Origin of the sequence: Paenibacillus sp. 598K, assembly GCF_003851045.1 — a bacterium.
In the GTDB taxonomy this organism is placed as follows: domain Bacteria; phylum Bacillota; class Bacilli; order Paenibacillales; family Paenibacillaceae; genus Paenibacillus_D.
This window is the reverse complement of the sequence record NZ_BFBX01000005.1, coordinates 66,969-89,767: the sequence shown is the minus strand read 5'-3', so window position 1 is coordinate 89,767 and position 22,799 is coordinate 66,969. Positions and strand designations below refer to the sequence as shown.

General features: G+C 59.3%; 16 protein-coding genes. 4 read left to right on the top strand and 12 right to left on the bottom strand.

Going from position 1 to position 22,799, the window contains the following annotated elements:
• Positions 1-37: 37 nt before the first annotated feature.
• The 4 genes from PA598K_RS02600 to PA598K_RS02585 form a co-directional block, all read right to left on the bottom strand.
• Entirely contained in the window at positions 38-937 is a 900-nt protein-coding gene (locus PA598K_RS02600; protein ID WP_128655357.1) for a carbohydrate ABC transporter permease, read from the bottom strand.
• A gap of 15 nt (positions 938-952) precedes the next feature.
• Positions 953-1,846, bottom strand: a complete 894-nt coding sequence (locus PA598K_RS02595) for an ABC transporter permease (RefSeq protein WP_307719860.1) — start codon at positions 1,844-1,846, stop codon at positions 953-955.
• A 248-nt stretch (positions 1,847-2,094) separates the two neighbouring features.
• The gene (locus PA598K_RS02590) at positions 2,095-4,356 is read right to left on the bottom strand and encodes a helix-turn-helix domain-containing protein (protein WP_128655355.1); all 2,262 of its coding nucleotides are present in this window, start codon (positions 4,354-4,356) and stop codon (positions 2,095-2,097) included.
• 99 nt (positions 4,357-4,455) lie between these two features.
• Complete coding sequence (locus tag PA598K_RS02585) at positions 4,456-5,142, bottom strand: Crp/Fnr family transcriptional regulator (protein ID WP_128655354.1); 687 nt, start codon at positions 5,140-5,142, stop codon at positions 4,456-4,458.
• Positions 5,143-5,240: 98 nt separating this feature from the next.
• Here PA598K_RS02585 and PA598K_RS02580 point away from each other — a divergent pair, with 98 nt between their 5' ends.
• Both PA598K_RS02580 and PA598K_RS02575 read left to right on the top strand, forming a co-directional pair.
• Positions 5,241-5,534 (top strand): hypothetical protein, encoded by a 294-nt coding sequence (locus tag PA598K_RS02580; RefSeq protein ID WP_128655353.1) that lies wholly within the window; start codon positions 5,241-5,243, stop codon positions 5,532-5,534.
• 37 nt (positions 5,535-5,571) lie between these two features.
• Entirely contained in the window at positions 5,572-5,928 is a 357-nt protein-coding gene (locus PA598K_RS02575; RefSeq protein ID WP_128655352.1) for a cupin domain-containing protein, read from the top strand.
• A gap of 16 nt (positions 5,929-5,944) precedes the next feature.
• On the opposite strand, the gene PA598K_RS02570 is transcribed toward PA598K_RS02575, so the two are convergent.
• The 3 genes from PA598K_RS02570 to PA598K_RS02560 are packed head-to-tail and all read right to left on the bottom strand — an operon-like array spanning position 5,945 to position 11,406.
• Positions 5,945-8,071, bottom strand: coding sequence for a methyl-accepting chemotaxis protein (locus tag PA598K_RS02570; RefSeq protein ID WP_185601461.1), 2,127 nt, complete (start codon positions 8,069-8,071; stop codon positions 5,945-5,947).
• A gap of 60 nt (positions 8,072-8,131) precedes the next feature.
• Complete coding sequence (locus PA598K_RS02565; RefSeq protein WP_128655350.1) at positions 8,132-8,635, bottom strand: GNAT family N-acetyltransferase; 504 nt, start codon at positions 8,633-8,635, stop codon at positions 8,132-8,134.
• A 26-nt stretch (positions 8,636-8,661) separates the two neighbouring features.
• On the bottom strand, positions 8,662-11,406 hold the full coding sequence (locus tag PA598K_RS02560; RefSeq protein ID WP_128655349.1) for an adenylate/guanylate cyclase domain-containing protein: 2,745 nt from the start codon (positions 11,404-11,406) through the stop codon (positions 8,662-8,664).
• Between the two features lie 164 nt (positions 11,407-11,570).
• Between PA598K_RS02560 and PA598K_RS02555 the strand changes: the two genes are divergently transcribed.
• Positions 11,571-11,957, top strand: coding sequence for a DUF4280 domain-containing protein (locus tag PA598K_RS02555; protein ID WP_128655348.1), 387 nt, complete (start codon positions 11,571-11,573; stop codon positions 11,955-11,957).
• A gap of 36 nt (positions 11,958-11,993) precedes the next feature.
• Positions 11,994-13,898, top strand: a complete 1,905-nt coding sequence (locus PA598K_RS02550; RefSeq protein ID WP_128655347.1) for a hypothetical protein — start codon at positions 11,994-11,996, stop codon at positions 13,896-13,898.
• Between the two features lie 341 nt (positions 13,899-14,239).
• Here PA598K_RS02550 and PA598K_RS02545 read toward each other — a convergent pair whose 3' ends face one another.
• The 5 genes from PA598K_RS02545 to PA598K_RS02525 all read right to left on the bottom strand — a co-directional run.
• A complete protein-coding gene (locus PA598K_RS02545; RefSeq protein WP_128655346.1) occupies positions 14,240-16,492 on the bottom strand; it encodes a sensor histidine kinase in 2,253 nt (750 codons plus the stop codon).
• A complete protein-coding gene (locus PA598K_RS02540) occupies positions 16,470-17,162 on the bottom strand; it encodes a response regulator transcription factor (RefSeq protein WP_128655345.1) in 693 nt (230 codons plus the stop codon). Before PA598K_RS02540 ends, PA598K_RS02545 begins: the two co-directional genes overlap by 23 nt.
• A gap of 326 nt (positions 17,163-17,488) precedes the next feature.
• Positions 17,489-19,162, bottom strand: a complete 1,674-nt coding sequence (locus PA598K_RS02535; protein ID WP_128655344.1) for a hypothetical protein — start codon at positions 19,160-19,162, stop codon at positions 17,489-17,491.
• 36 nt (positions 19,163-19,198) lie between these two features.
• Positions 19,199-21,253: a phage tail protein gene (locus PA598K_RS02530; RefSeq protein ID WP_128655343.1), complete on the bottom strand. Its 2,055-nt coding sequence runs from the start codon at positions 21,251-21,253 to the stop codon at positions 19,199-19,201.
• 38 nt (positions 21,254-21,291) lie between these two features.
• On the bottom strand, positions 21,292-22,799 hold a 1,508-nt coding region (locus PA598K_RS02525; RefSeq protein ID WP_128655342.1), incomplete at its 5' end, for a putative baseplate assembly protein.

Sequence of the window (22,799 nt, the reverse complement as noted above, 5' to 3'; positions counted from 1 at the left end):
CCTTATAATATCTTATCTGAACGGCGCGCTCGTGGAGCTACCCCTTGAGCGAGCCGATCATAACCCCCTTGACGAAATGACGCTGCACAAACGGATAGATAAGCAACACCGGCAAGCTTGCCGCGACGATGACCGCATACTTGAGCACCTGCTGGAAGCCTTGGTCCCGCATCTCCTGCGTCGACGCCGCCATCATCTCCGGATCGGTCGCATTGAGGATGAGGATGTTGCGCAGCACGTATTGCAGCGGGAACAGCTCCTCCGAACGCAGATAGATGAGAGCGCTGAAGAAGGCATTCCAATGCCCGACCGCATAGAACAGCGTCATGACGGCAAGGATCGGCTTGGACAGCGGCAGGACGATGCTGACCAGATAGCGCGTATCGCCGCAGCCGTCGATCTGCGCCGCTTCCTGCATCTCCGGCGGGATCGAGGTCTGGAAGAAGGTGCGGGCGACGATGACGTTAAACACGCCGAACGCGCCAGGCAGCCAGAGCGCCCATCGGGTGTCGAGCAGGCCGAGATTTTTGACGAGCAGGTAGTCCGGGATCAGTCCGCCTCCGAAAAAGACGGTCACCATCATCATCGTCATGACGATACCTCGCCCGTAGAAGTGCTTCTGCGACAGCGGATAGGCGATCAGCACCGTGAACAGCAGATTGATCATCGTGCCGAATACCATGTACACAATCGAGTTGTAGTAGCCCATCATGATCTGCTTGCTGTTGAAGATCGCTGCATACGCCCGCGTCGTAAAGTCGACGGGAAGCAGCCATACCGATCCGGACACGACGGCGCGGGAGGAGCTGAACGAGGAGCTGATAATAAACAGCAACGGATACATCACAGCGGCCAAGACGATGATCAGGAGCAGATAGATGCATAACATGAAGATGCGATCGCCGACCGAATCCTTAATCGTGTTTTTCCTAAGCATAGTCCTCTCCCCTTCCTACCACAGGCTCGTCTCGGACGTTTTGCGAGCAATCTGGTTCACCAGGATGAGCAGCATCAGATTGACCACCGAGTTGAATAGCCCGACCGCCGTGGCAAAGCTGAAATTCGCTCCAAGCAAGCCAACCTTGTACACATAGGTAGAGATGACCTCCGAGGCGCTCACGTTGAGCGGATTTTGCATCAGGAAAATCTTCTCGAAGCCTACGCTGAGCAAGCCGCCCATGTTCAGAATGAGCAGGATGATCGAGATCGGGATGATCGCCGGGATATCGATATGCATAATCTTGCGCAGCCGGGATGCGCCATCCATACGAGCCGCCTCGTACAGACTCGGATCGACGCCCGAGAGCGCCGCGATGTAGATGATGGAGGCATACCCCATGTCTTGCCAGACGCCGGACCAGACATAGATCGACTTAAAAAACTGCGGCAGGCCCATAAAGTTGGTCGCCGGCAGTCCGAGGAAGCCCATCAGACGCTCCACTACGCCGACATGCGGGGTCAGCATCAGGATGACGATCGACACCATAATAACGGTCGAGATAAAATGAGGCGCGTATGTAACCATCTGCACACTGCGCTTGAACAGCCCGTTGCGAATCTCGTTGAGCGCCAGCGCCAGGATGATTGGAACCGGGAACCCCGCAGCCAGCGAGTACAGACTGATCAGCAGCGTATTTTTGATCAACAGCCAGAAGTTCGGGGATTCAAAAAACGTCTGAAAGTGTCTAAAGCCGACCCAAGGACTGTTCAAAATGCCATCGATCACATTGTACTGCTTGAACGCAATGATGACCCCGCCCATCGGAATGTACTTGAAAATAATGAGGTAGAGCACCGGCAAAAACACAAGCAAGTAGAGCTCCCAGCTTCGTTTCATTTTCGTCATGCGGTGCATCCGCCCATCTCCCCCTTCCATGATCGTTCGATCGGATGACACGGCCATCGTACCTTAGCCATCGACATAGCGTCAATTTGTAATAATCCCTCACATCACGTTTTTCTAGCAATCGCTTTCAAAAGAAAATATGCGTTTTTCTTCGACTACTCCTTTTTCTCCGGCGAAAAAAATCCCCGAAAGTCCTTGATTTCACAAGGATCTATCGAGGACATGTGATGTTAACCAACACAATGAAATCATTCATCTGGGGAGCTCGCACTAGCAGCTTCCGAGCCGTACCGGCGGAAGTCTCTGGGGGAGACGCCGTTGAGATTTTTGAAGGCGCGGTTAAAGGAGTTGTAATTGCTGTAGCCGACCTGCACGCTAATCTCTTGCAGCGACTGCTCGCTCCCGAGCAGCAGCTCGCGCGCCTTGCCGATCCGAAGGCCGATCAGGAAATCGATGAAGTTCTCGCCGAACTCCTCCTTGAACAGCTTGCTGATGCTCTTGGTATGCATGACAAACCGCTCGCTCAGATGGTCCAACGACAGCTCCGGATTGGCATAATTGGCCTCGATGTAGCTGCGGATCTCGCTGACGATCACCCGGCTCTGCTGCGACTCGCGCAGCGACTGGATCTGGTCAGTAGCCGACTCGAACAGACTCGCGCAGCGCTCATGCAGCTCCGTCGCCGTCTCCCACTGCGCCTCCAGCTCCAGCAGACGCGTCTCCAGCTCCTGCCACCCCTCGCGATACTCCCGGGATAGCTCCAGGAAGGCCTTGCGCAGCGTCTGATGCATGAACTGCAGCAGGCTCTCGATCTCCTGGCGGGCGTAACAGCCATCGTAGATATGTCGGAACAGCTCGTCCAACTGCGCGCTCCATCCCGGATCGGAGATGCGCAGCGACTGGGCCAGCCGATGCACCGTCTGGTAATAATCCAACCTCGCCGGCGAAGTGCGGCTCACATCCCGCGGATCGATCACGCGCGCCGTGCCGAGAGTCGCCTTGTACTGCAACAGCCGTGCCGCCGCCGCATACGCCGCCCGGATCTGGGGCAGCGCACCGTCCGCCTCCTCGCAGCCGATCGTAACCGTGAAGCTCAGGTTGTCCTTCACCCACTGCATGATCTCGCCCGGGATCGCCGCGCTGGCAGCGTCTCCCGCCTCCCCCTCCGGGAGCCAGACGACCGCTGACAGCTGTCGCTCCGACGTCCACTCCGCCCATACGGACGCACGATGCAGCTGAGCAATCTCCTGGACGATGCTGGAGAGCAGGAACAGAAGCAGCGATCGGTTGAACTTGTCATGCGCCTGCTCGAACTCGCGGTAACGGTCGATCTCCATCGCTAACACCAGCGTACGCCGGCCAGCCGTATCGAGGCTCTGCTTGGCCAGCTCCGCCTGCCACTCCTCCTCCTTGACCGCAGATGCGCCCTCGAGCGCTTCGATGAACCGATGCTTTTTGTGGCGGAGGATAATCTCCATGTTCTCCCGGCGCACCTTGTTCGTCTCCTCCATCAGTTGCTCGAGTGCGCCTCGGATGAAGCCGAACTCATTGGTGCTCTTACCCCTCTTATCCCTCTTGTCCGGCTCGGCGTCAGCGGAGACGCTGGTCTGGATGAGCGAGACGAGCTGGGCGATCGGCTTGTAGTTGCGCCTAGTCACGTGAATGACCCAGATGACGCCGAACAGGACAGCAGCAAAGGCTATCGCCAACCAGACATTGTACGCATTAAGCGCGAAGCTCACGAAGCCTGCCTCGTCGCGCAAGCCGCTCTCCACCTGCCAGCCCGTATAGGAGGAGACATAGGAGGCGAACACCTGCTGTCTGCCAGGATCTGCAATCGGGTCCGGTTCACCGAGCAGCCATTGGTCCTGCTCGTCAGAGAGTCGGACGAAGCTGATGTCGGGATTGTAGATCTGCGAGAGCGAGCGCTGCATCTTGTCGAGACCGACGTTGATGACGATGAAGCCGCTCGCCTGCGTCGCGAAGTGCGGCACCCGACGAGCCAACGTGACGACGTCCTTGCCCGTTACCGAGGCGTAAGCCTTGTATAGCCTCCGGCCAGTCCACGGGGAACCGTGCTGCTGATCGACGATCTGGCGGATGAAGGCCTTGTCCGGGAAGTCATCCGAGCGGAAGGAGCCGTCAGCGAGGATATAATCATCCTTGAGGCGGACGAAATAAACCGAGTCGATGACCGGAAACTGAAGCTTCAGCTCGTCCATAATTTTGACCGCCTGGATATTGTCGAGAACTGTAACCTCGGCGCCTGTGAAATACTGAGCGAGAAAGGAATGAGTCAAAATGCCGCTCAAAATATTGTATTCGATCTTCTTCAGCTCGCTGTCCACATGCTGCAGCACCTGGCTGGCCAAAAATGCGTTGGCATTCACCGCCTCTTTGCGGCTCTGCTCGTTTAAGGCTTGGAAAAAAGCTAAAAACAAAATGGCGATGACGATAAAAAAGACCGGGAGATACGACAATAGCAGCCGGTAAAACCAGTTTTGCTTCAAGCTCTTCCCCCTCTACGCCGTAGAGCTGACATCGCGCTCCAGGCAGGCAGCTCTCTCATGTAACAACATTATATCATATGGAACCTCTATCCAATGTTGTTAAAATCCAGACTCTGCGCCTATGGGGGTCAACAGCTCAAAGCGATTGCGCTGAAAACGGATCAGCCCTTCGTCCGCCATACGGCACAGCTCTCGGGACAAGGCGCTGCGGTCCGCCAGCAGGTAATCGGCCAGATCGGCCCGGCTGAACGGGATGGCAAAGGTGCGCGAACCTTTGCGTCTGGCCTCCAGCTCCAGGTAATGAACAATCCGCTGACGCAAAGACTTCTGCGCCACCAGGTCGAGCTTGCGGTACAGTCCGCGATTGTTGGCTACAATTAAGGCAAGCAGGTTCTCGATGACCCGGGCGCGCAGCGCGCAGACGTTGCCGTGCGAACGGATAATATTGGCCAGTTGAATAAACAGAATATCGCTCGTCTCCGCGGCATACGCGCTATGCGTACTGCCATCGCCCTGGAGCTGCAACGCCGTCTCGCCGACGATATCCCCGCTCGTCAGCTCCGACAGGATCGTCTGGCTGCCCTCCGCATCGACGCTGCACAAAAACACCGTCCCGCTCAGAACGATGCCGACCGCAGGCAATGCATCGCCTTCATGGAACAAGGCTTCTTTTTTATGGTACTTTTGGACCGTCCCCTCAAGGCATAGCAAGGCACTGGACATCTCTCCCCTGTCAAAGCCGCGAAACAACGCTGATTGTTCCAGCAGCCGCATCCAAGCTTCCATTGCAATCCCCTCTTTCGTTGCTTGGGCAACCGAATTGGCCGTTTGCTTATGGTATCATTATATCAGTTGAGAATGATTGTCAACAAGGAGGGGTAGGCATGAACGTCAACGAGCTGATCCAGGTGCAAACCGGGCAGATTAGCAGTCGGCTGCTCTGGGAGGGCTGTGTCTCGGATGCCTTCGTCTTCGCCATGGACAGCGGCGAATCGATCAGTCCGGAGCGGGCGGAGTTGTCGCGGTGGTTTTGCGTGCTGGAGGGTGAACTGCGTCTCGTAAGCGCAACATCCGAGGAGATGCTCGGCCCGGGCGATACCCGGATGATCGCTGCCGGATTGGAGCACGAGCTGCGGTGCAGCATCCCCTGCAAGTTCATCCAGATCAGCGTCGTTTAAGACCGATGCCATCACTATGTAACGGGAGGAATATCATATGGAACAAGAACGATACATCCAAAAACTCGATTACTCGGTACCGCAGGAGCTGAAGGATCAGATCGCTTATGGCGACCAGCAAGTATCGAGCCGCACGCTCGTGCAACTGCCGTTGCTGGGCATCACGCTGTTCGCCGTAAGCCAGGGACAACAGATCCGCAAGCATACGACGCCAGGCGACGCACTGGTGCAGGTGCTGGACGGCCTCGCTACGATCACGATCGGCGAATCACGCTATCGCGTCGCAGCAGGCCAGAGCATCTTGATGCCCGCACATGTCCCGCATGCCCTGGAGGCCGAGGAGGCTGCCTTTAAGATGCTGCTCACCGTCGTCAAAGAACGGCGGTCTGTCTAAGAAGGAAGTAGCGAGCTTATCCGCGAGACAGCTTGAACCGCGACAGCTCGTCATGCAATTGCTGTGCCAGCGCGCTCAAGGCCTCGGTCGATGCCTGCACCTGCTCCATCGATGCCGACTGTTCCTGAGAAGAAGCTGCCAGACTGACGGTCTCTTGCGATGTCGCGCGAGTGTTCTCCATGCTGTCGGAGAAGGTCGCAGCCACCTGCTCTGTCCCTGCCGACAGCTGCTCGGCTGCCGATGACACCTCCTGGATCTGTCCGGATACCTGATGGACAGCGCTGCGGATCGACACGATCGCTCCGTCGGCAGCCTCGATGGACGCCAGTCCGCGCGCAGTCTCGGTCGAGGTCGAAGCGATCGAGTCGCGCGCCTGCTCGGCCAGCGTCTGCAGCTCTGTCACGATAGCAGCGATCGTCTGGACCGACTGACGAGTCTGCTGAGCGAGCTTGGACACCTCGCCGGCCACCACTGCAAAGCCTCGGCCATACTCCCCTGCCCTTGCGGCCTCGATATTGGCATTGAGCGACAGCAGCTGTGTCTGTGTCGCGATCTCCATAATTACATGCCCCATCTCGCCGATCCGGTGCGACCGCTCTCCCAGCGTCCGGATCGTCTCGCTCGAGTCCAGCACCGCCTCGCGGATGCGCTGCATCTGCGAGACGGCGTCCTCCAGCTTGCGCACGCCGTCGTCGGCGCCATTCACCGCGCCCTCCGACGCCTCCGACACATCGGTCGCCGCCTCGGCGATCCGGTTGATCGCCTGCGCCATCTCTTGCAGCGCCGTTGCATTCTCCTCCGCTACCCGCAGCTGCGTCTCTGCGCCCTCCGAGATGCCGCCTACAGAGGAAGCCATATGCTGCATGACCCGCGACGAATCCGTGGAGACGGCGGAGAGCTGCTGGGCCGATGCGGCCAGTTGCTCTGCGATCTCCTGATTGCGGAGCAGCATCGTGTTCAGCGAGCGAGACATCTCCTGGAAGGAGTCGCCGATCAGCGACAGCTCGTCCCGGGTGCGCAGCTCCAGGCGATGACTCAGGTCGCCGGCCGCCATACGCGCCGCACCGTCGCGGAGCTGTCCGATCGAGGACATTGCGTTCCGGTAGAAGCCCAGGTACAGCAACGTAATCAACAGCAGGACCAGCACTACGATTATGAGGAGCAGATTGCGGTTCGCCGTCGTCTCTTGCTGACGTTCGCCCAGCAGCCGGTAGAGCTCCACATTAGCATCCTCATACAAAGCTTTGGCATTGTCGATAACCATCGTTCCCTCGTCAAAAAACGAATCCGCATCAAGCGACAGCGTCTGCGCGTCGATCACTTGGCTCCCGAGCTTGTCGACATATTCCCCCACCGCTTGCACCATGCTGGCGCCATCCTGTTCGAGCTTCGAATCCATTGTCCCGCTCAATTCGGCGACGGCTCTCAGCTCCTCTTCGACGTTGCTCAGTTGATCGCGCATCGTGCTTTGGGCCAACTTCAAGGTAACCCGCTCATCGTCGGTGAGCTTCTGGCGTGCCAATATCCCGTTGACGGTGCCGCGAGTATGAGCCACCACCTCGATCAGCCTCGGCAAGCGGTTGACTGTCAGATCCATCATATAGTAGGAATCCAGCCGCGTATCGAGCGTCAGCCCCGACTGATCCGATACATAACGGATCTGGTCGATAATCGACTCGATCAGCTTGGAGTGACTCTCGAAGCTCTGCGGAGCGCTCATCCCATCCAGCTCGCCGCGCAGCTGCTCCCATTGGGTTTTGATTGCGTTCCACCGTTCGCCGGTCTGCAGCTCCTGACCGTGCACGCGCTCCAGCTCCTCGATACGAGCGGCAGCAGTCTCCGCATCGGTTGCTACCTGCTGCAGACGATTGCCCGCTTCCGCATCGCCATTGAGGTAACCGTTAGCCAAGCCGCGATGCTGCTGGACGTTCGTCATAATGGGCAACAACGTCTCGCCGTATTCGACGCCATGCCGCTCCGATTCGAGCACTCGAATCTCCTCCTGGAGCAGATTCAGGCATAGCCATACGAGCAAGACGAAGGGCAACGCCATAATCAATCCGATCAACATAAATTTTTGTCCGTACTTCAATCGGGACATCAGTGCTTCTGCAGGTCTTAAGATGCTGAACAGTGTTTTCACGGTAGCCACCCTTTTGTGTAGTGTAGTCTTTGTGTTGTTGTCATCGGAAGCTGTCGCGCGCTATAGTCGCTTCATGTAGAGCAGCTTGCCTTCGCCGGGATAATAATAATCGGGGAGGTGGCAGATAAACTCAAAACCGCTGCGTTCGAACAGCCCTCTGGCTGCGTCGTAAGGGGGCAAATCGCACGTAAACGTCTCGATGTAACGTCCGTCGCTCTCGATGCAGTAGCGAATCATCGCGTCGATCATCCGTCGGCCAACCTTGCGTTGTCTGCATTTGCGATGCACGCCAAAGTAGTCCAGTCGATAACCGCCGCTGCGATGCTCGTTCTCTGCGAACAAAATGGCTGCGACGATCTGCTCGTCCTCCCGTTCGTACCAGCAGTGCATATGCGGCAGGCCGATGCTCTGGACAGGCAGCAGTCGCAGCTGCTCCTCTTCCCCTGGCGTGAAGCGTTGATCGTCAAAGCAGTCCGGTCCGAGCAAAAATGCCGACACTGCTGCCGCCTCCTCCATCGTATGTACCGCATGCAGCCGGAAATCGCGCTTGAGCGCATGCTCCATGACGTACTCCCCCTCTTGGATGGCCTCTAGATTACTTTCATCGAATGATTCCAGTCATTGGACGCGCCTTCCTGGTACAGACGATCGCTCTCGAAAAAGTACAGCTTGGCCGCCAGATCGTAACGATTGCGCCGCACGACCTCCACGAAGCCCTCGCGCGCGTCGTAAAACTTGCCGCTGCGGAACTGGAGGATCGAGCGCTCGAACAGCGCTCGCGTCTCCTGCTTCAGCCGCTTCATCGACTCCTGATCTCCCTCGTACAGATCATACAGCTCGATCGTCTCCGAGCGACCGAGCATCTCCAGCGCGCCGAGCTTGCGGTATGCCCCGAGCGACTCCTGTCGCATCGAGCTGAGCGCTTCCTGGGTGAGGACGATGCTGCAGCCGAGCTTCTCCGCCGTCTTCTCCAGCTCCAGCGTCAGCGCCACATGGCTGGAGACGACGCTGCTCTCGATCCGCTGCTCCTCGCCGATGATGCCGAGCATGACATCGCCGTAATGAATCGCGATGTTGATCTCGATCGGCTCGTAGCCGACGCTCTGGCGCTGGGCATTGTACTTCTCCAGCGTGTGACGCAGCTTGATCGACGCCCGCACGGCTGCACCGGCGTCGCCCGGGAACATCGTCAGCATCCCCGGCCCCTGATAGCGGCTGATGAAGCCGCCATGCTCGCGGATGATCGGGCCGAACCGTTTCAGGAAGGAGTTGATGAAGCCAAAGGTTTCCTCCGTTGTCAGCTTCGACGAGAAGGCATCAAAGCCGCGCATGCTGCAGATCAGGATCGCCATTTTTTTGTTTTGCTGCTCGCCCAGATGGATCTGCGTCATGTTCGTCTTGCCCAACACCTTGAGGAATTGCTCCGGCACGAAGCGGAAATACGAGTTGCTCAGCTTGGTCACCTCGCCAAGGTATTGGTTAATGGAACTGGCCATCATATTAAAGCGCTCGCCCAGCTCGCCGACCTCGTCGCTCGTATTAATATCCACCCTCACATCCCACTCGCCGCTGGCGATCAGGTTGACATTGCGGCGCAGCTTGCGGATCGAGGAGAGCAGATAGATGGAGATGAGCGTGACGACGATCAGCAGCGCGATGCTGACGATGACGAAGATGGTCAGCACGTCCGAGAAGATGCTGCGGTTGTTCTGATAGACGAAGGCCATATCCTTGCCCGTCTCATAGATGCCGACGATCTCTCCGGCCGGATTGTACAGGGGGCCCAGCGCATACATCCACTCGCCGCTCGCGTCCTCCCACGTCCCCACGACCGTCTCTCCCTGCTCCAATACCCGCCGGTTGTCCTCATTCAAGCCGAACGGCTGGAACATCGTCAGGCTGTTGTCGTCATCCATGATCAGATACAGCGCGCCGTCCATGTAACGGTAGATCGTATTGTACAGCCCGTCGCGATCCCCACCTGTCTGCGAGAACATCTCGGAGAGCCTCGTCTTGATCGCGGCATAGTCCTCGCTGCCATAATCTCTGGGCGAATTCAGCTTCACCAGATGCTCCTGGCCGACGAGATACTTGCCGTTGCCGGCCAGCAGCTGGAGCTGGCGGAACGTATCCTCCTTCATCTCGCCGGAGAAGGACTGGTACACCGAGTAGAAGAGCGCCAGCATCGACAGCAGCACCATCGGCACGAAGACGGCCAGCAGCTTCAGCAGCAGCGAAACCTTGCGGCCCAGCACGTGGATATAGCAGAAGCGAAGCAATCCGACCGTGACGGCGGCCAGCGCCAGCAGCAGCACCCAATAGAACATCCTCAGCGCTACCGTGGTCCAGGGGTAGTCAAAGCCCTGCTGACGCTCCAGGATCGTGCCGTCTCCGCCCAGCCTCAGCAGTTGGTCGGCTGCGACAACTGTCAGCCCGTCCGCAGTATAGGCGATACTGGTGAATTCCTCCCAGGCAGTCTCCGGGTCGTAGGCGGCCAGATCCGCCAGTGCGAGCCAGGTCTGCGTCGCGCCTGTCGTGAGGCTTGTCCGCTTTACAGCTTCATCGTGATGATCGATGAAGTAGACGTAGTCCGCCCCATCGCTTGCAATATGTACCGGGAAGTTCAGCACCGGGTCTGCCGATTCCGGATAGATGAGCCGCTCTCCCCCCGCCTCGCTCGCATACAACATGCCTCGCTTCGTCGTATAGAGCAATCGCTCGGCATCGACGCCGATCAGTTCGTTCAGATAACGCCCCTCGCCGATCGATACGGTCAGCGGCGTCTCCGGTTGCTGCGGGCCTGCTGCGTCCAGCGCAAAAGCAAGCACATTTGCGGTGTCGGCATCTTTCTTCAGGGCGTACAACCGCCCCTCCCACACCGTCAGCGACTGCAAGCGGCCAACGCGGAACAGATTGTCCTCCGCGGTATAATCGGCATCATAGAGGATCGTCGCGTGTTTGCCCGCCGGGCTGATCCGGACGATCCGCTCGCCGAGCACCCGCAGCCCGTAAGCATCGAGATCGGTGACGAGCGCATAGGCGTTGCCCGCCTCATCGACAGTGACGCTCTCGAACAGCTGCGTCGTCCCCTGCTGCGCCAGCCTGGAGACATCATACTCGAATGCCAGCTTGCCGGAGGCCTCTACCTTGCGGATCTTCGTCTTGGAGTCGGCGATCGTGTACTGGGAGTCTGCTGTGTCGGTGTAGACCTTGGACAGATTGGCATAGTCCTTGGCCGTCACGAGAGGGTTGAAGGAACGGTATTCCTTCAGGCCGGCCAACATTGTCAGGATGACGGCTGCCGCCAGCAGCAATAGGAGTAATTTGGATTTCAAGCGAACGCTCCTCATCGTAAGGGATACTTACATCTATTCTACATCAAAGGTAACGGGTCGGGACCTTTTTCCTAAAATATATTTTGTCGAAAATGGCGATATATTTATTGAAGGAGGCTAGCAGAAATAGTAGAATTAAGGCAAAAGTTGTGGAGATGATGGCAATGGGACAACTCGTATGCAATGGCGCCAATCTGCAGTGCAGCTTCGGGGCGGCGCCGGGCACGTTGATCGTGCTGCCGGTCAACCGTACGATGGCTGTCAGTCCGGCCGCCAATATTATGGATAATAAGCCGATGGTCAATATCCTGCCGTTCGGGATGTGCAACTCGATGGCCAATCCGATGGTCGCGTCAGCGACGGCCGCCGCGCTCGGCGTGCTGACGCCCATGCCCTGCGTGCCCGTCACGGCCGCTCCGTGGGCGCCCGGAAGTCCTACAGTATTAATCGGCAACATGCCCGCATTAAATAATACCTCCAAATGCATGTGCAATTGGGGCGGCGTCATCCAGGTCGTAAGTCCCGGCCAAATGACCGTACAAGTACCTTAGCCAGACGATCCTACGCCCCCTAAGGAGACGAACCCTTTGATCGAAAAAATCATCAACCCCATACTGATACCGCTTAAGCGCACCGTCCTCATGCCGCTCAAGCGCGCCAAAAGCTGGCCGAAGCTGCTCGCCAAGTGGATCAAGCTCAAAATCAAGGAAATCCTCGGCCAGAAGGAAATTACAAAAGCTAGCTATGTCCCCATCGGCAATTATTACATCTCCAAAAAATTGATCGTCATCATTATACTGGTCATCCTGATCCTCTACTTCTTCATCTTTATCAAGCCGCCCAAATTCGTCAACAAGTGGCTCAGCCGAACCCCGTCCATCACGGCGGCCAGCAACGCTCCCGCTCCCAACTACAGCGGCCCGGCCAACGTCTACAACGAGAACAAGCAACTGCTCTACCAAGGCAATCTCAAAAACGGACTGTACGACGGTGACGGGAAACTGTACCGCACAGACGGCCAACTGCTCTATCAAGGCGCGTTTGCGGCGGGCAACTACGAGGGTCAGGGCAAGCTGTATAGCAGCGAGGGAGAGCATGCCCTGCTCTATGAAGGCGGCTTCAAGGGCGGTCAATACGAAGGCACAGGCAAGCTGATGCGCGCAGACGGCAGCATCGTCGACGAAGGTACCTTTGCCGCAGGCGGGCTCACCCAGGGCAATCGCTATGACGAAGCCGGGAAGCTGTTGTACGCAGGCGCTCTGACCGGGGGCGTGTATAATGGCCCAGGCATTCTCTACTATTCCGACGGCACGGTGCAGCATCAGGGCGAGTTTGTAGCCGGATTGCCCGGCGGCAAGGGGCGCAGCTATACGGAGGACGGACGGCTGCTCTACGAGGGTGACTTCGAGAACGGCCAATACGGCGGCAACGGCACCTTGTACAATGAGCGCGAGGAGCCGATCTACACCGGCGCGTTTATGGCAGGCAACTACTTTGGCGCCGGCAAAGCCTTCTTCGACGGAGGTATGGTGCAATATGAAGGGCAGTTCGTGAACGGACGGCTCACCGGCGAAGGGACGGAGTACTACGATACGGGCACCGTCAAGTACACAGGAGGATTCCTCTCGGGGCAGTATCATGGCAGCGGCACGCTGTACGACAAGCGCGGCAACACCGTCTACGCCGGCGGCATCCAGCAAGGACGCTATCACGGCGAAGGCGAGCTGTATGACGAGGAGGGACTGCTGGCATTCAAGGGCATGTTCAAGCAAGGCCGCCTGAACGGCACGGCGACCTGGCTGAAGGACGGCATCACGCTGCTCTATCGCGGCGAGTACCGCTCCGGCTATCTGGCCCCGCATGCGTATCTGAATCTGTCGCTCGCCCAGCTCGAGCAGCTGCTGGACAAGCCGTCCACAACCGAGAGCGTCTACGCCGATCCGCCGATGACCGAGCTCGCAGGCGCTGCGGACGCGAGCGCTGCTGCGACGGGCACTGGGGCAGACGCGGCTGGCCAGGGAGAGGCAGGGCGCGATTCTGGCGGAGGAGAAGCAGGCACCGCAGGCGGAGCCCAGGCTAGCGATGGCGCTACCACCTCGGACGGCGCCGAGGCTGGAGGCGGCGAGGCAGCCGCCACAGACGGAGCCCAGGCGAGCGGGACGGCGGAGACGCCGCCCGCGCCAGCCGCTGCGGCCGAACCGGAGCTGCTCATGACGACGTGGAAGTATCCGGCGCTGGCGATGGCTTTCACCGCCGAGCTCGAGTCGCCGGAGGCGGATGACGTCGTGATCCGCCGCGTCGCCTGGACGGCGGGCCCGCTGCTGGAGCAGCTCTACGCCGATCTGGAGGAGCTGAGCGCGCAAGCGGACTCTCCAGTCGTCCGCTCCGGCCCCCGCACCGCGCGCGTGTATGCCTGGGAGGGCGCCGAGTATACGATCTCCGTCGACCGCGACGGCAAGCCGCAGTCCGGGAGCGCCGTCTTGGCGCCATAGCTGCGCCGCAGACATGACGATGCCCAGCCAGCATCCCGCTGCAGGCATGATGATGCCCAGCCAAGTATCCCCCGGCAGGCATGATGACGCCCAGCCTGCACGGATGCTGGCTGGGCACAACTGCAAAAATACCTTTATTCTCGCTCCACCCGTCAGTTTCGGGGGAGATAACTGCGAAAGTGCAGTTATTTCCCCGGAAATAGTCATCTTTGCTTTAAAGCCAACGAAATAACTGTACTTTTGACCTTAAAAGCGACTATAAAGCTATTCAGGCAACTATTAAATGTACTTTTGCAGTTATGTCACTATCCCCTGCCTTCCCTTCTCCAGTTACTCCCCATTTAAGTTCCTTCCTCCCCCAAAGGCAGCTGTAGCTTGAGGATCACCGTCGCCTTGAAAAGATCGCCGTCCGTCTCCAGCTTGAGGATGCCATGGTGGAGACTGATGATCGAGTGAGCGATCGCCAGGCCAAGGCCCGAGCCCTCCGTATGGCGAGACGCATCGCCGCGCTTGAAACGCTCCAGCAGCTCTTCAGCGCTATCGTTGATCTCGTACCGGGAGATGTTTTTGAAGATGATCTGCGCTTCCTCGTTATCCGTCTGCTCCATCGAGATGTAGGCGCGGGTATGATCGAGCGCATACTTGACCATGTTGCCGATTAGATTGTCGAATGCTCGCCACAGCTTCTGTCCGTCGACATCCGCGAAGATCGGACGCTCGGGCAGCGAGATGCGGAATTGGATCGCCGAGGCGTCCATCGTCTCCTTGTGCTCGGCCAGCGCCTGCTGCATCAGTTGGACCAGATCGGAGCGCTCGAGATGGAGCCTGGCGTTGCCGCTGGTCATCGATGACACCTCGAACAGATCGTCGATCATCGTCTTCAGCCGCTTCGACTTCTGGCTGATGATGCCGACGTAAGCGGCTCGTTCCTCTGCCGTCGCCTCCCCCGCCTCCAGCAGTCCTGTATAGGTAATGATCGAGGTGAGCGGCGTCCGCAGATCATGGCTGATGTTGGTGATCAGCTCCGTTTTGAGCCGCTCGCTTTTGGCATGCTCATGCTGTAGCAGCCGGACCCCGCTCCGCAGCGTATCGATGCTCTCTGACAAAGCGCCCAGCACTCCGCTCCCCTTGGAAGCGAGCGGCGGCGGCATCTCTCCCTTCGCCAACTGATCGGCCGCTCTGGCGATCCGGTTCAGATGGCCGAGCTGCCGCGACGCCAGCAGGAAGGCGGCGATGCCAGCCAAGGACAATATAACTAGCAACGGCATGTAGAACATAGGATCATAGTAATGAACCATTGCGCCGCCGATATAACCGAGACCGATCCAGATCACAGCCAGCGTCAGCAGCTGTGCGCCCACGCTTCGATAGATGAAGGAAGACTGCACAGCCTGAACAACCCGTTGCGCCCACACGCCTATCCGCACGAATCCCCGCCGCAGCCAGGTACGGGACCACTCTCGCCGCCAATCCTCACTGCTCCGCAGCCCGCTCGCCAGCGCCTGCCCCTGTTGGAGCGTCAACGCCAGAGCAATCGCTGCGACAGCAAGCGTAGCCGCGAGGCCCAATAATCCCATTGAAGCCGGCACCACTACGAAGAGGACAACCTTGTGAGCTGCGCTTATAGGACCGATCAAACCCACCGCCAAGGCTAACAACATCGCTACGACCTTAATATCGAGTGGCAACTTCGCATACGAGCTCGCCCACCGCCGATTCACGGCCGATACGCTCGCCATCATCGCCTTGAAACGGAAGAGAACGATCGCGAGCATCAGGATACCCGCCACCCCAAACAGCCACACCGCAGCCTGCTGACGTTGATAGACCACCGCTTTGGCTACGATCGGACTGTTCACAGGTACTCCAATCCATCCCTCTACCTGAGGCTTGTCGGCAATCGTAGTCTCGAAGTTCATGAAGTAAAACAGGTTCAACGCGACTTCAGGAGCATATTCCACCACATGCGCGTAATTGCTGCCATACAGCTCGTCTCGCGCAGTCGAAGCATCCTGAACATTCATATTCGTATACGCTTGTCCAGTCGCGGGACGATACAGGTAATAGTCGAACAGATCGCGAAGCTCTTGATATTGGGGCAGATAGCTCTCGCGCTCCTTGTAGATTTCCGAGAGATGCCGCTCCTTTTCTTGACGGATCTGTGCGGCGACCGCCTCATCATCCTTGAATAGCTGAATGAGCTGCTCCAGCTTGCGTGCCTGCTCCTCCATATAGAACTCGACCAGCTCGCTATTATCGACAGCTGTCGCCTGCTCGATAAGCGTCCCATACTCCACCCGTACACTCTCCATCTGCTCGGAGAGCGGCGCCATCTGAGCCCTGTAATCGGCGATCTCCTGTGGAGACACTGTAATTGCTGCCTGCGCCTCCTGCAACGTCGGGTAACCATGCTCTAACAAGTTTGCAAAGGAGGCGAAAATACGCAGCTGCTCCCGATACTGGTACGTATCGTAATAATCCCGCTCGATATAACGTTCTCCCTGATCAAATAGCAGGTATAACCCACTTAGCCCGCAGACCAGCAGAAGCGAATAGACGACAAGGCGAACGCTATTTTTCCATTTTGTATCCAATGCCCCACACCACTTTCAAATATCTTGGATTTTTCGGGTCGAACTCGATTTTCTCGCGGATTTTGCGGATATGTACGGCCACAGTGTTCTCGACATTGTACCCAGGCTCCTTCCAGACACGCTCATAGATCTCCTGGATCGAGAAGACGCGTCCGGCATGGATCATCAGCAGCTCGACAATTTTGTATTCGATCGGGGTCAGCTTGACCGTCTCGCCATTGACGCTGACCTCCTTGCCCTCGCGGTTCAAGGCAAGGCCTCGCAGATCGATCGTCTGCGGCTTGCCGTCATATGCGCCAAAGGTCACATAACGCCGCAGCAGCGATTTGACCCGTGCGATCAGCTCCATCGGATTAAATGGCTTGGTCAGATAGTCGTCCGCCCCGACATGCAGGCCGAGGATTTTGTCGCTGTCCTCGCTTTTGGCGCTCAGCATGAGGATCGGCAGATTGCGATGCTCGCGGATTTTGAAGGTCGCGGCGATCCCGTCGAGCTTTGGCATCATCACATCCAGGATGATCAGATGCACCTCCTCCGACTCCAGCGTCTTCAGCGCCTCCAGACCGTCCTTGGCCTTCAGGACCGCCAGTCCCTCCTGCTTCAGATAGATTTCGATCGCGTCGCGTATTTCCTTGTCGTCATCGACGACCAGCACCACGCGTGGCTCCATTCCAGTCACCTCTCTCGATTCGTTACGTCCTGCTTCTTATTATATAGGGTAATTCTGAATACCAAGTGAGCAAGTTTATGAAGAAGGTCTTAATTTTGGCATGCCACAGCCCGGTGCGATGCCAGCCGCGTCCAACCCGAACGCACAGCAAAGACGCCGCGACTCTCCCTGCTGGGGAAAGTCCGGCGTCGCGCGCGTCATACATAAACATTTCAAATTGCACCAGTTGGCTTCTGAATCTCCGACAAAGTCCTCATGTCCAGAGTTAAGCAAAGCTGGCTTCCTACGCATGCGCTTAGGACTGCGAAGCCATTTTTCTTGCGTGGTCACTTCGCTCCGGCAGCTCCGGCCGCTGCCTGGTCCGCCGCCTGACGCAGCTCTTGCTCGCCAGTATCGCGGCCTTCCGCCGCGCGGGCCGGCTCCTTAAACGCCCACCAGCGGATGCGCAGCTTGGCGCGTTCCGTTTTCTCGCTCAGGTGCACGCCGATTCGGAAGCTGCCTTTCTTGGGATACATCACAAACCCGAGCTTATGCTTGGGATAATTGCCATCGTATTCGCTGCCTGCGAAGATCTCCTGCGGTCCGTAATAGACAGCGTTGCTGCGATTCCACATCGCAGGCAGGTCGATATCCAGCTCGTCCTGCTCGTCGGACAGGCCTGCGCTCACCAGCACGACGCCAGCGCCCAGACCATGCTCGATCTCCTCGGAGAAAAAATTGCGCCGTCGCCGCTGGTACCACTTCCGCTTCTCCTCCGGTACGATCGACACCTCGACGATGCCCGTGCGGACCGTCTCCTCGGGCGGCTCCGGCGCTTCCAGACCGAGCCGGGCGAACTCTTCCTTGATGTCAGGGAACTCCGTCGGAGTCGTTGGTGCGCTGCTCGCTTCAAGCTCTGGAGCGCGTGCCGTCGGGACGGCTGGCGGCTCGGCGGCGCCGGAGCCGGACAACAGCTTGTAGAGCATCGTCGGGTTGATCACATACTCTTGGAACGGCAAGGGCTCGACGCTCTCGATGACGTAGGTAGCCCCCATCTGCAGCAGGTTGACCTTGGCCAGATAGACGCAAGGCTCGGCCGGCGACTCGATCGCACGGTCCAGCGAGCGGCTGTAGTAAGCGCGCAGGATGCGCTCCGCCACCGGCACATCGCTGCAGGCGATGCTCTGACGGATATGGGACAGATCATAGATCATCCGATCGCCGATGACGAGCCGGACGGTGCCCGGCTGCGCCTCCAGCTGCAGCTGCTCATCGACCTCGGCGGTCGCGCGCAGCAGGAACCTGCGCGTATAGCTGGAGCTCGCGCCATCGGTCGGCTCCGAGAAGACGATCTTGCCGCCCGGCAGCTCCTCCGCCGCCTCGACGCCGCGCCAGAGCGGCTCGTACTCGAACTCGATATGCGACGTCTGCAGCGTCCGCTCCACCGTCAGCTTCAGCTCGAACGCCTGACCTGGCAGCACATAGCGCGGCGCCGTCTGCAGGATGCGCACCTGGCCGTCGTCGTACCAGATCGACGTATCCTCGACCAGATGGTCGTACTCCAGGCTCGATGGAGCTGGCGGCGTCTCCCGCACGAACAGCCGGAACGTCTCGAGGATGCGGTTATGCTCGCTGACCTCCTCCTTGCGACCCGTCGCGCCCGCTACCGTATGGACCGGCTCCTTGCCCTTCTCGTCATAGGCGATGCAGAGATAGACATTTTTGGCGTAGTCGTTGTTTTTGAAGCCTTCGATATTGGACAGCTTGAGCGTCAGCGGCGAAGGCACGACGATCTCCCGGCCGAGCTGATCGAGCGCTGCGCCGGTCTCGATGGAGAGCGACTTGTCATCGACTGCCACCACCTGCAGACCGGCGATGACGCCGCTGCCGAACAGCAGCCGATTGGAGAGCCGCTTCTTGTCGGTCATATACGTCTGCTCGGACATGAAATCCCGTACGGTCAACAGCTTGCCGTAAAAATACCGATTCCGTTCAAATGGAATGTACCTTGATCTGTTCATCGTCCTACCTCTCTCTCCTTCGTGATCAAAAGCGACCTATTCTAGCCGTGAGTCGAGCTCTAGCCGTGTATGCCGATCCATCCGGTTATCATGTCCGGTATCGATCGTAATCGTATGATGCGGCATCGACTTCTGACCGTCGAGCGTCAGCAGCGTCGGCTCAGAGAGCACCGTGTTCATCCCGAGATAGGAGTGTAGGTCCATATACACCCAAGGCTGCAGGATGACCAGCTTGCACTGCGAGAAGACCGGCTTGAACGCATCGATCAGCTGCTGCACCGCCGCCCGCTTCACGTCCGTCTCGACATGCTCCGCCTTCACCAACACATTGAAGGTATGCGGATCGGCCGCATAGAGCTGGTCGCTCACCTCGCCGAGCTCGGGATTCTCCCGCAGCGGACGGACCTGCTCGTACTCGAGGATGATCGGCTTCTCCCCGGTGAAGATCGTCAGCAGCAGCTCCATCGCCAGCCGCGTCCCCCGCATCGTATGCAGCGTCGGCGCGTGCAGCAGCAGCTGTCGCAGCTGCGTCTCCGTCCAGAAGTCCTCGGCCTCGATGCCGATCCAGCCAAGCAGCCAGCGCAGACTCTCGCCGCTCGCCTGCGACGGCTCCAGCGACCGCGGCATGTCGGCTATCTTGCGGTCCATCTCCTCCAGCATCGTCTGGTACAGACTCAGATAGCGCGACAGGAAGTCGCGGGAGGAGGGCTGATGCTCATAGATCGCCGGCAAGTAGCGCAGATAAGAGTCTCTCGGGAAATGCACCTTCATGCTGCGGATCGTCGGCGCATGATGCTCTGAGCCGACCAGCTCCAGATAGATCCACAAGTACCTGCCCTTGGCCTCGAACAGCAGCGCGTCCTCCGCGTCGCGCAGCGGCCTCGACCAGAGGCCCGCGAGCGCCGAGAGCTTGTCGCTTGCGCTGACGCTATCATCGGCGAGGTAGTCGTCGAGGCGGACGCGGCTCAGCCCGATGACCAGCTCCTGCTCGTCGGAGGCGTAGTAGCGGATATTGTACTGCGTGTCGCTGACCGCAAGCGCGTCGACCTCGATCTTGTGCCACTCCGTCTCCGACTGTCCGCTATCGAGCGCCGGGCTGATCCAGACGCCGAGCCGGCGGCCAAACTCGCCCCAGCTCGCTGTCTCGGACACCGGCTGCATGCTGTACAGGCAGCGCTCCTGCGCATCCCACAGGTCAATGCCATGGCGCGAGGACATAATCTTGGCGCCCTTGCCATTGCCGAGCTGGGCCCGCTCCAGCTGCTCGCCGAGCAGTCCGTAGCGCAGGAGGCGGTGCGCCCCCTCCGCACTGCGCAACAGCGCCCAGAAACCATCCGGACCGCCATCGCAGATCGACAACAGCTCGCCCCCTGCCGCGAGCGGCTCCTCTCCGGCCAGCACGGCCACGCCTCCGATCAGATCGATCGCCACGACCTGCGCCGTCGTCCGATCCAGCAGCCAGCAGCGGCCATCCGGCCCCATCGACAGCTCGAAGCGCTCCTGGAAGATGTCGGCGATGTAGATCTGGTTGTCGATCGGCAGCTCGATGACCGCCTGCTCGCGCCCTGTCGCGCCGATCTGCAGCAGTTGCAGCCGGGAGGCCGAGGCGATCGACGCCAGCAGCCACAGGCTGTTGTCGTCGGCAGCCGCCATCGTAATGCCGAGGAACGGCTCGCCCAGCCAGCTGTCCCGCTCCCACTTGATCTGCGAGCTGTCGGCGGACATCGCCTGCAGCATCGACGTTTCGCCCTGCTGGAGGACGATGACCATATCCTCGGTGACCGCCATCCGCGCCCAGCTGTCCCACTGGGCGCCGTTCCAGGTCGTGATCGCCTCGGCATGATTGCTGCTCAGATCGGCCCGCCAGAAGATCCCCTTCTCGTCGAGCATATACCATCTGCCGCTGCGGTCGACGACCGTGTCCATGATGGGAGAACTGAGCTGGGGCGGATTGAAGTAGCGCCGGGCCAGCTGCCGGTGCACCTGCTCGCGGACGATGGACAGCCCTTCTGCTCGACGCTCGAGGTGGAAGGACGCCCCTCTGTCCCAGTCCGATGCTTGGCGAAACGAAAAAAATTGTGCGCCGCTCAACGCGCTCCCCCCTTTAGATTGATGATAGCCCAAGCGCGCTAGCCGACGGTTGTAATAAAGTCGATGTCATGCTCGCCCGAAATGACAAGCCCGTTCGGCGGAATATGGATGTCTCCGCCTTCGTCGGTGTGCACGTCGCGTCCCTCGGCCATCAGCCACAGATCCTGGATATAATGAACGCCCGGCACCTGATGGATAATATCGTAGATGTCGCTCTTGTAGATCGGATGACCGAAGCTCCAGCCGCTCGCATGCGTATCGCCGTAAGGCTGCAGCCACCGCTGCAGCGCCTCCAGCACAGCCGCGTCCCGCCCCTGATAACGCAGATCGACGACGATGGTGGCGCGCACCGTCACCTTCACATACTCCGGCGGGATGATATGGAAGTCGGTCGTCAGCAGGCGATACGGCTCCAGATGCCTGCCGATCGTCTCGATCAGTCCCTCGCTTGGCTTGGGCAGCGCCTTGCGGCTGTAAGGCACGACGACGATCGAGATCTTGCCGACAGCTCGCTCCTCGGGATATCGCGCCAGCCTCGGGTAGTAGCCCGGGATCGTCTTCACCTTGGCGAGCCGCAGACCCGGGATCTCCCGCACGCGAGCCTCGAGATCCTCGGCAGTGATGCCGGACTTCGGATGGAGGACGCTGAGCCGGGTTCGCAGCATCGCTTCCTTCATCGTCTCCGCCTCGGCGCCGCCATAAGCGGGATAGAGGTTCGTAATGTGCAGCTGCTGCCCTTGAAGATGCATCTCGTCGATAATATTGGCCTTGACGTTGCCGCCCTCGCCGATCCCGGTGCGGCAGCCGATCAGCCGGATGTTGGGCAGCGCCGCCGCGGGCGGCGCGATGCCATGCTCGCCGTCCGAGAATAACAGCGCGCCCTCCTGCGCATCGACGACATAATGCCGGCTGTCCGGACCCGACTCGTCGAAGTCCAGCTTGCGCTCCCAGTCGCTCCAGACCATCTCGCCCTCGTCCGGCGCCCAGTAGCCGACCTGCAGCTGCAACTGGTCGGCCAGCACAGCCTCGACCGGCAGAGTCAGCCGCTGCCCGGAGATCCCTGTGCCGCTGCCGAGCAGCCAGTGGTCGAGGAAGGAAGGTTCGATCGCGATCAGGCGCAGACGCTCGGCTCCGATCGGCGCCAGCCCAGGCTCGATCCGCAGCAGCGCCTGCCCGTCGCGGAGGAGCAGCTCATAAGAGTCGCCCCCGACATCCCGCCACTGTCCGTCCTCGCCGCTGCGCTGGAGGAGCAGACGGCCATGCCGGTACAAGGCATGCGCCAGCGGGGCCGTCAGTCTGTCGGTCGCTTCCTCGGGCTCGAACGCCGCTGCCTCGAACGTCGTCGCGCAGCTGAGCGTCTGGCCTTGCTGGGCGAAGACTTCATTCCAGATCAGTCGACGGATGCGGGGCGGATCATGATACTCCCCCGCAGTCAGCTCGACGCGCAGCTTAGTCGCCTGACCCGCAAGGCGCGGCAGCTCGAAGAGGATCGGCCCGCTCTGATGGAAGCTGTACGACTCGTCCCGCTCCAGCGGCAGCGGCTCCC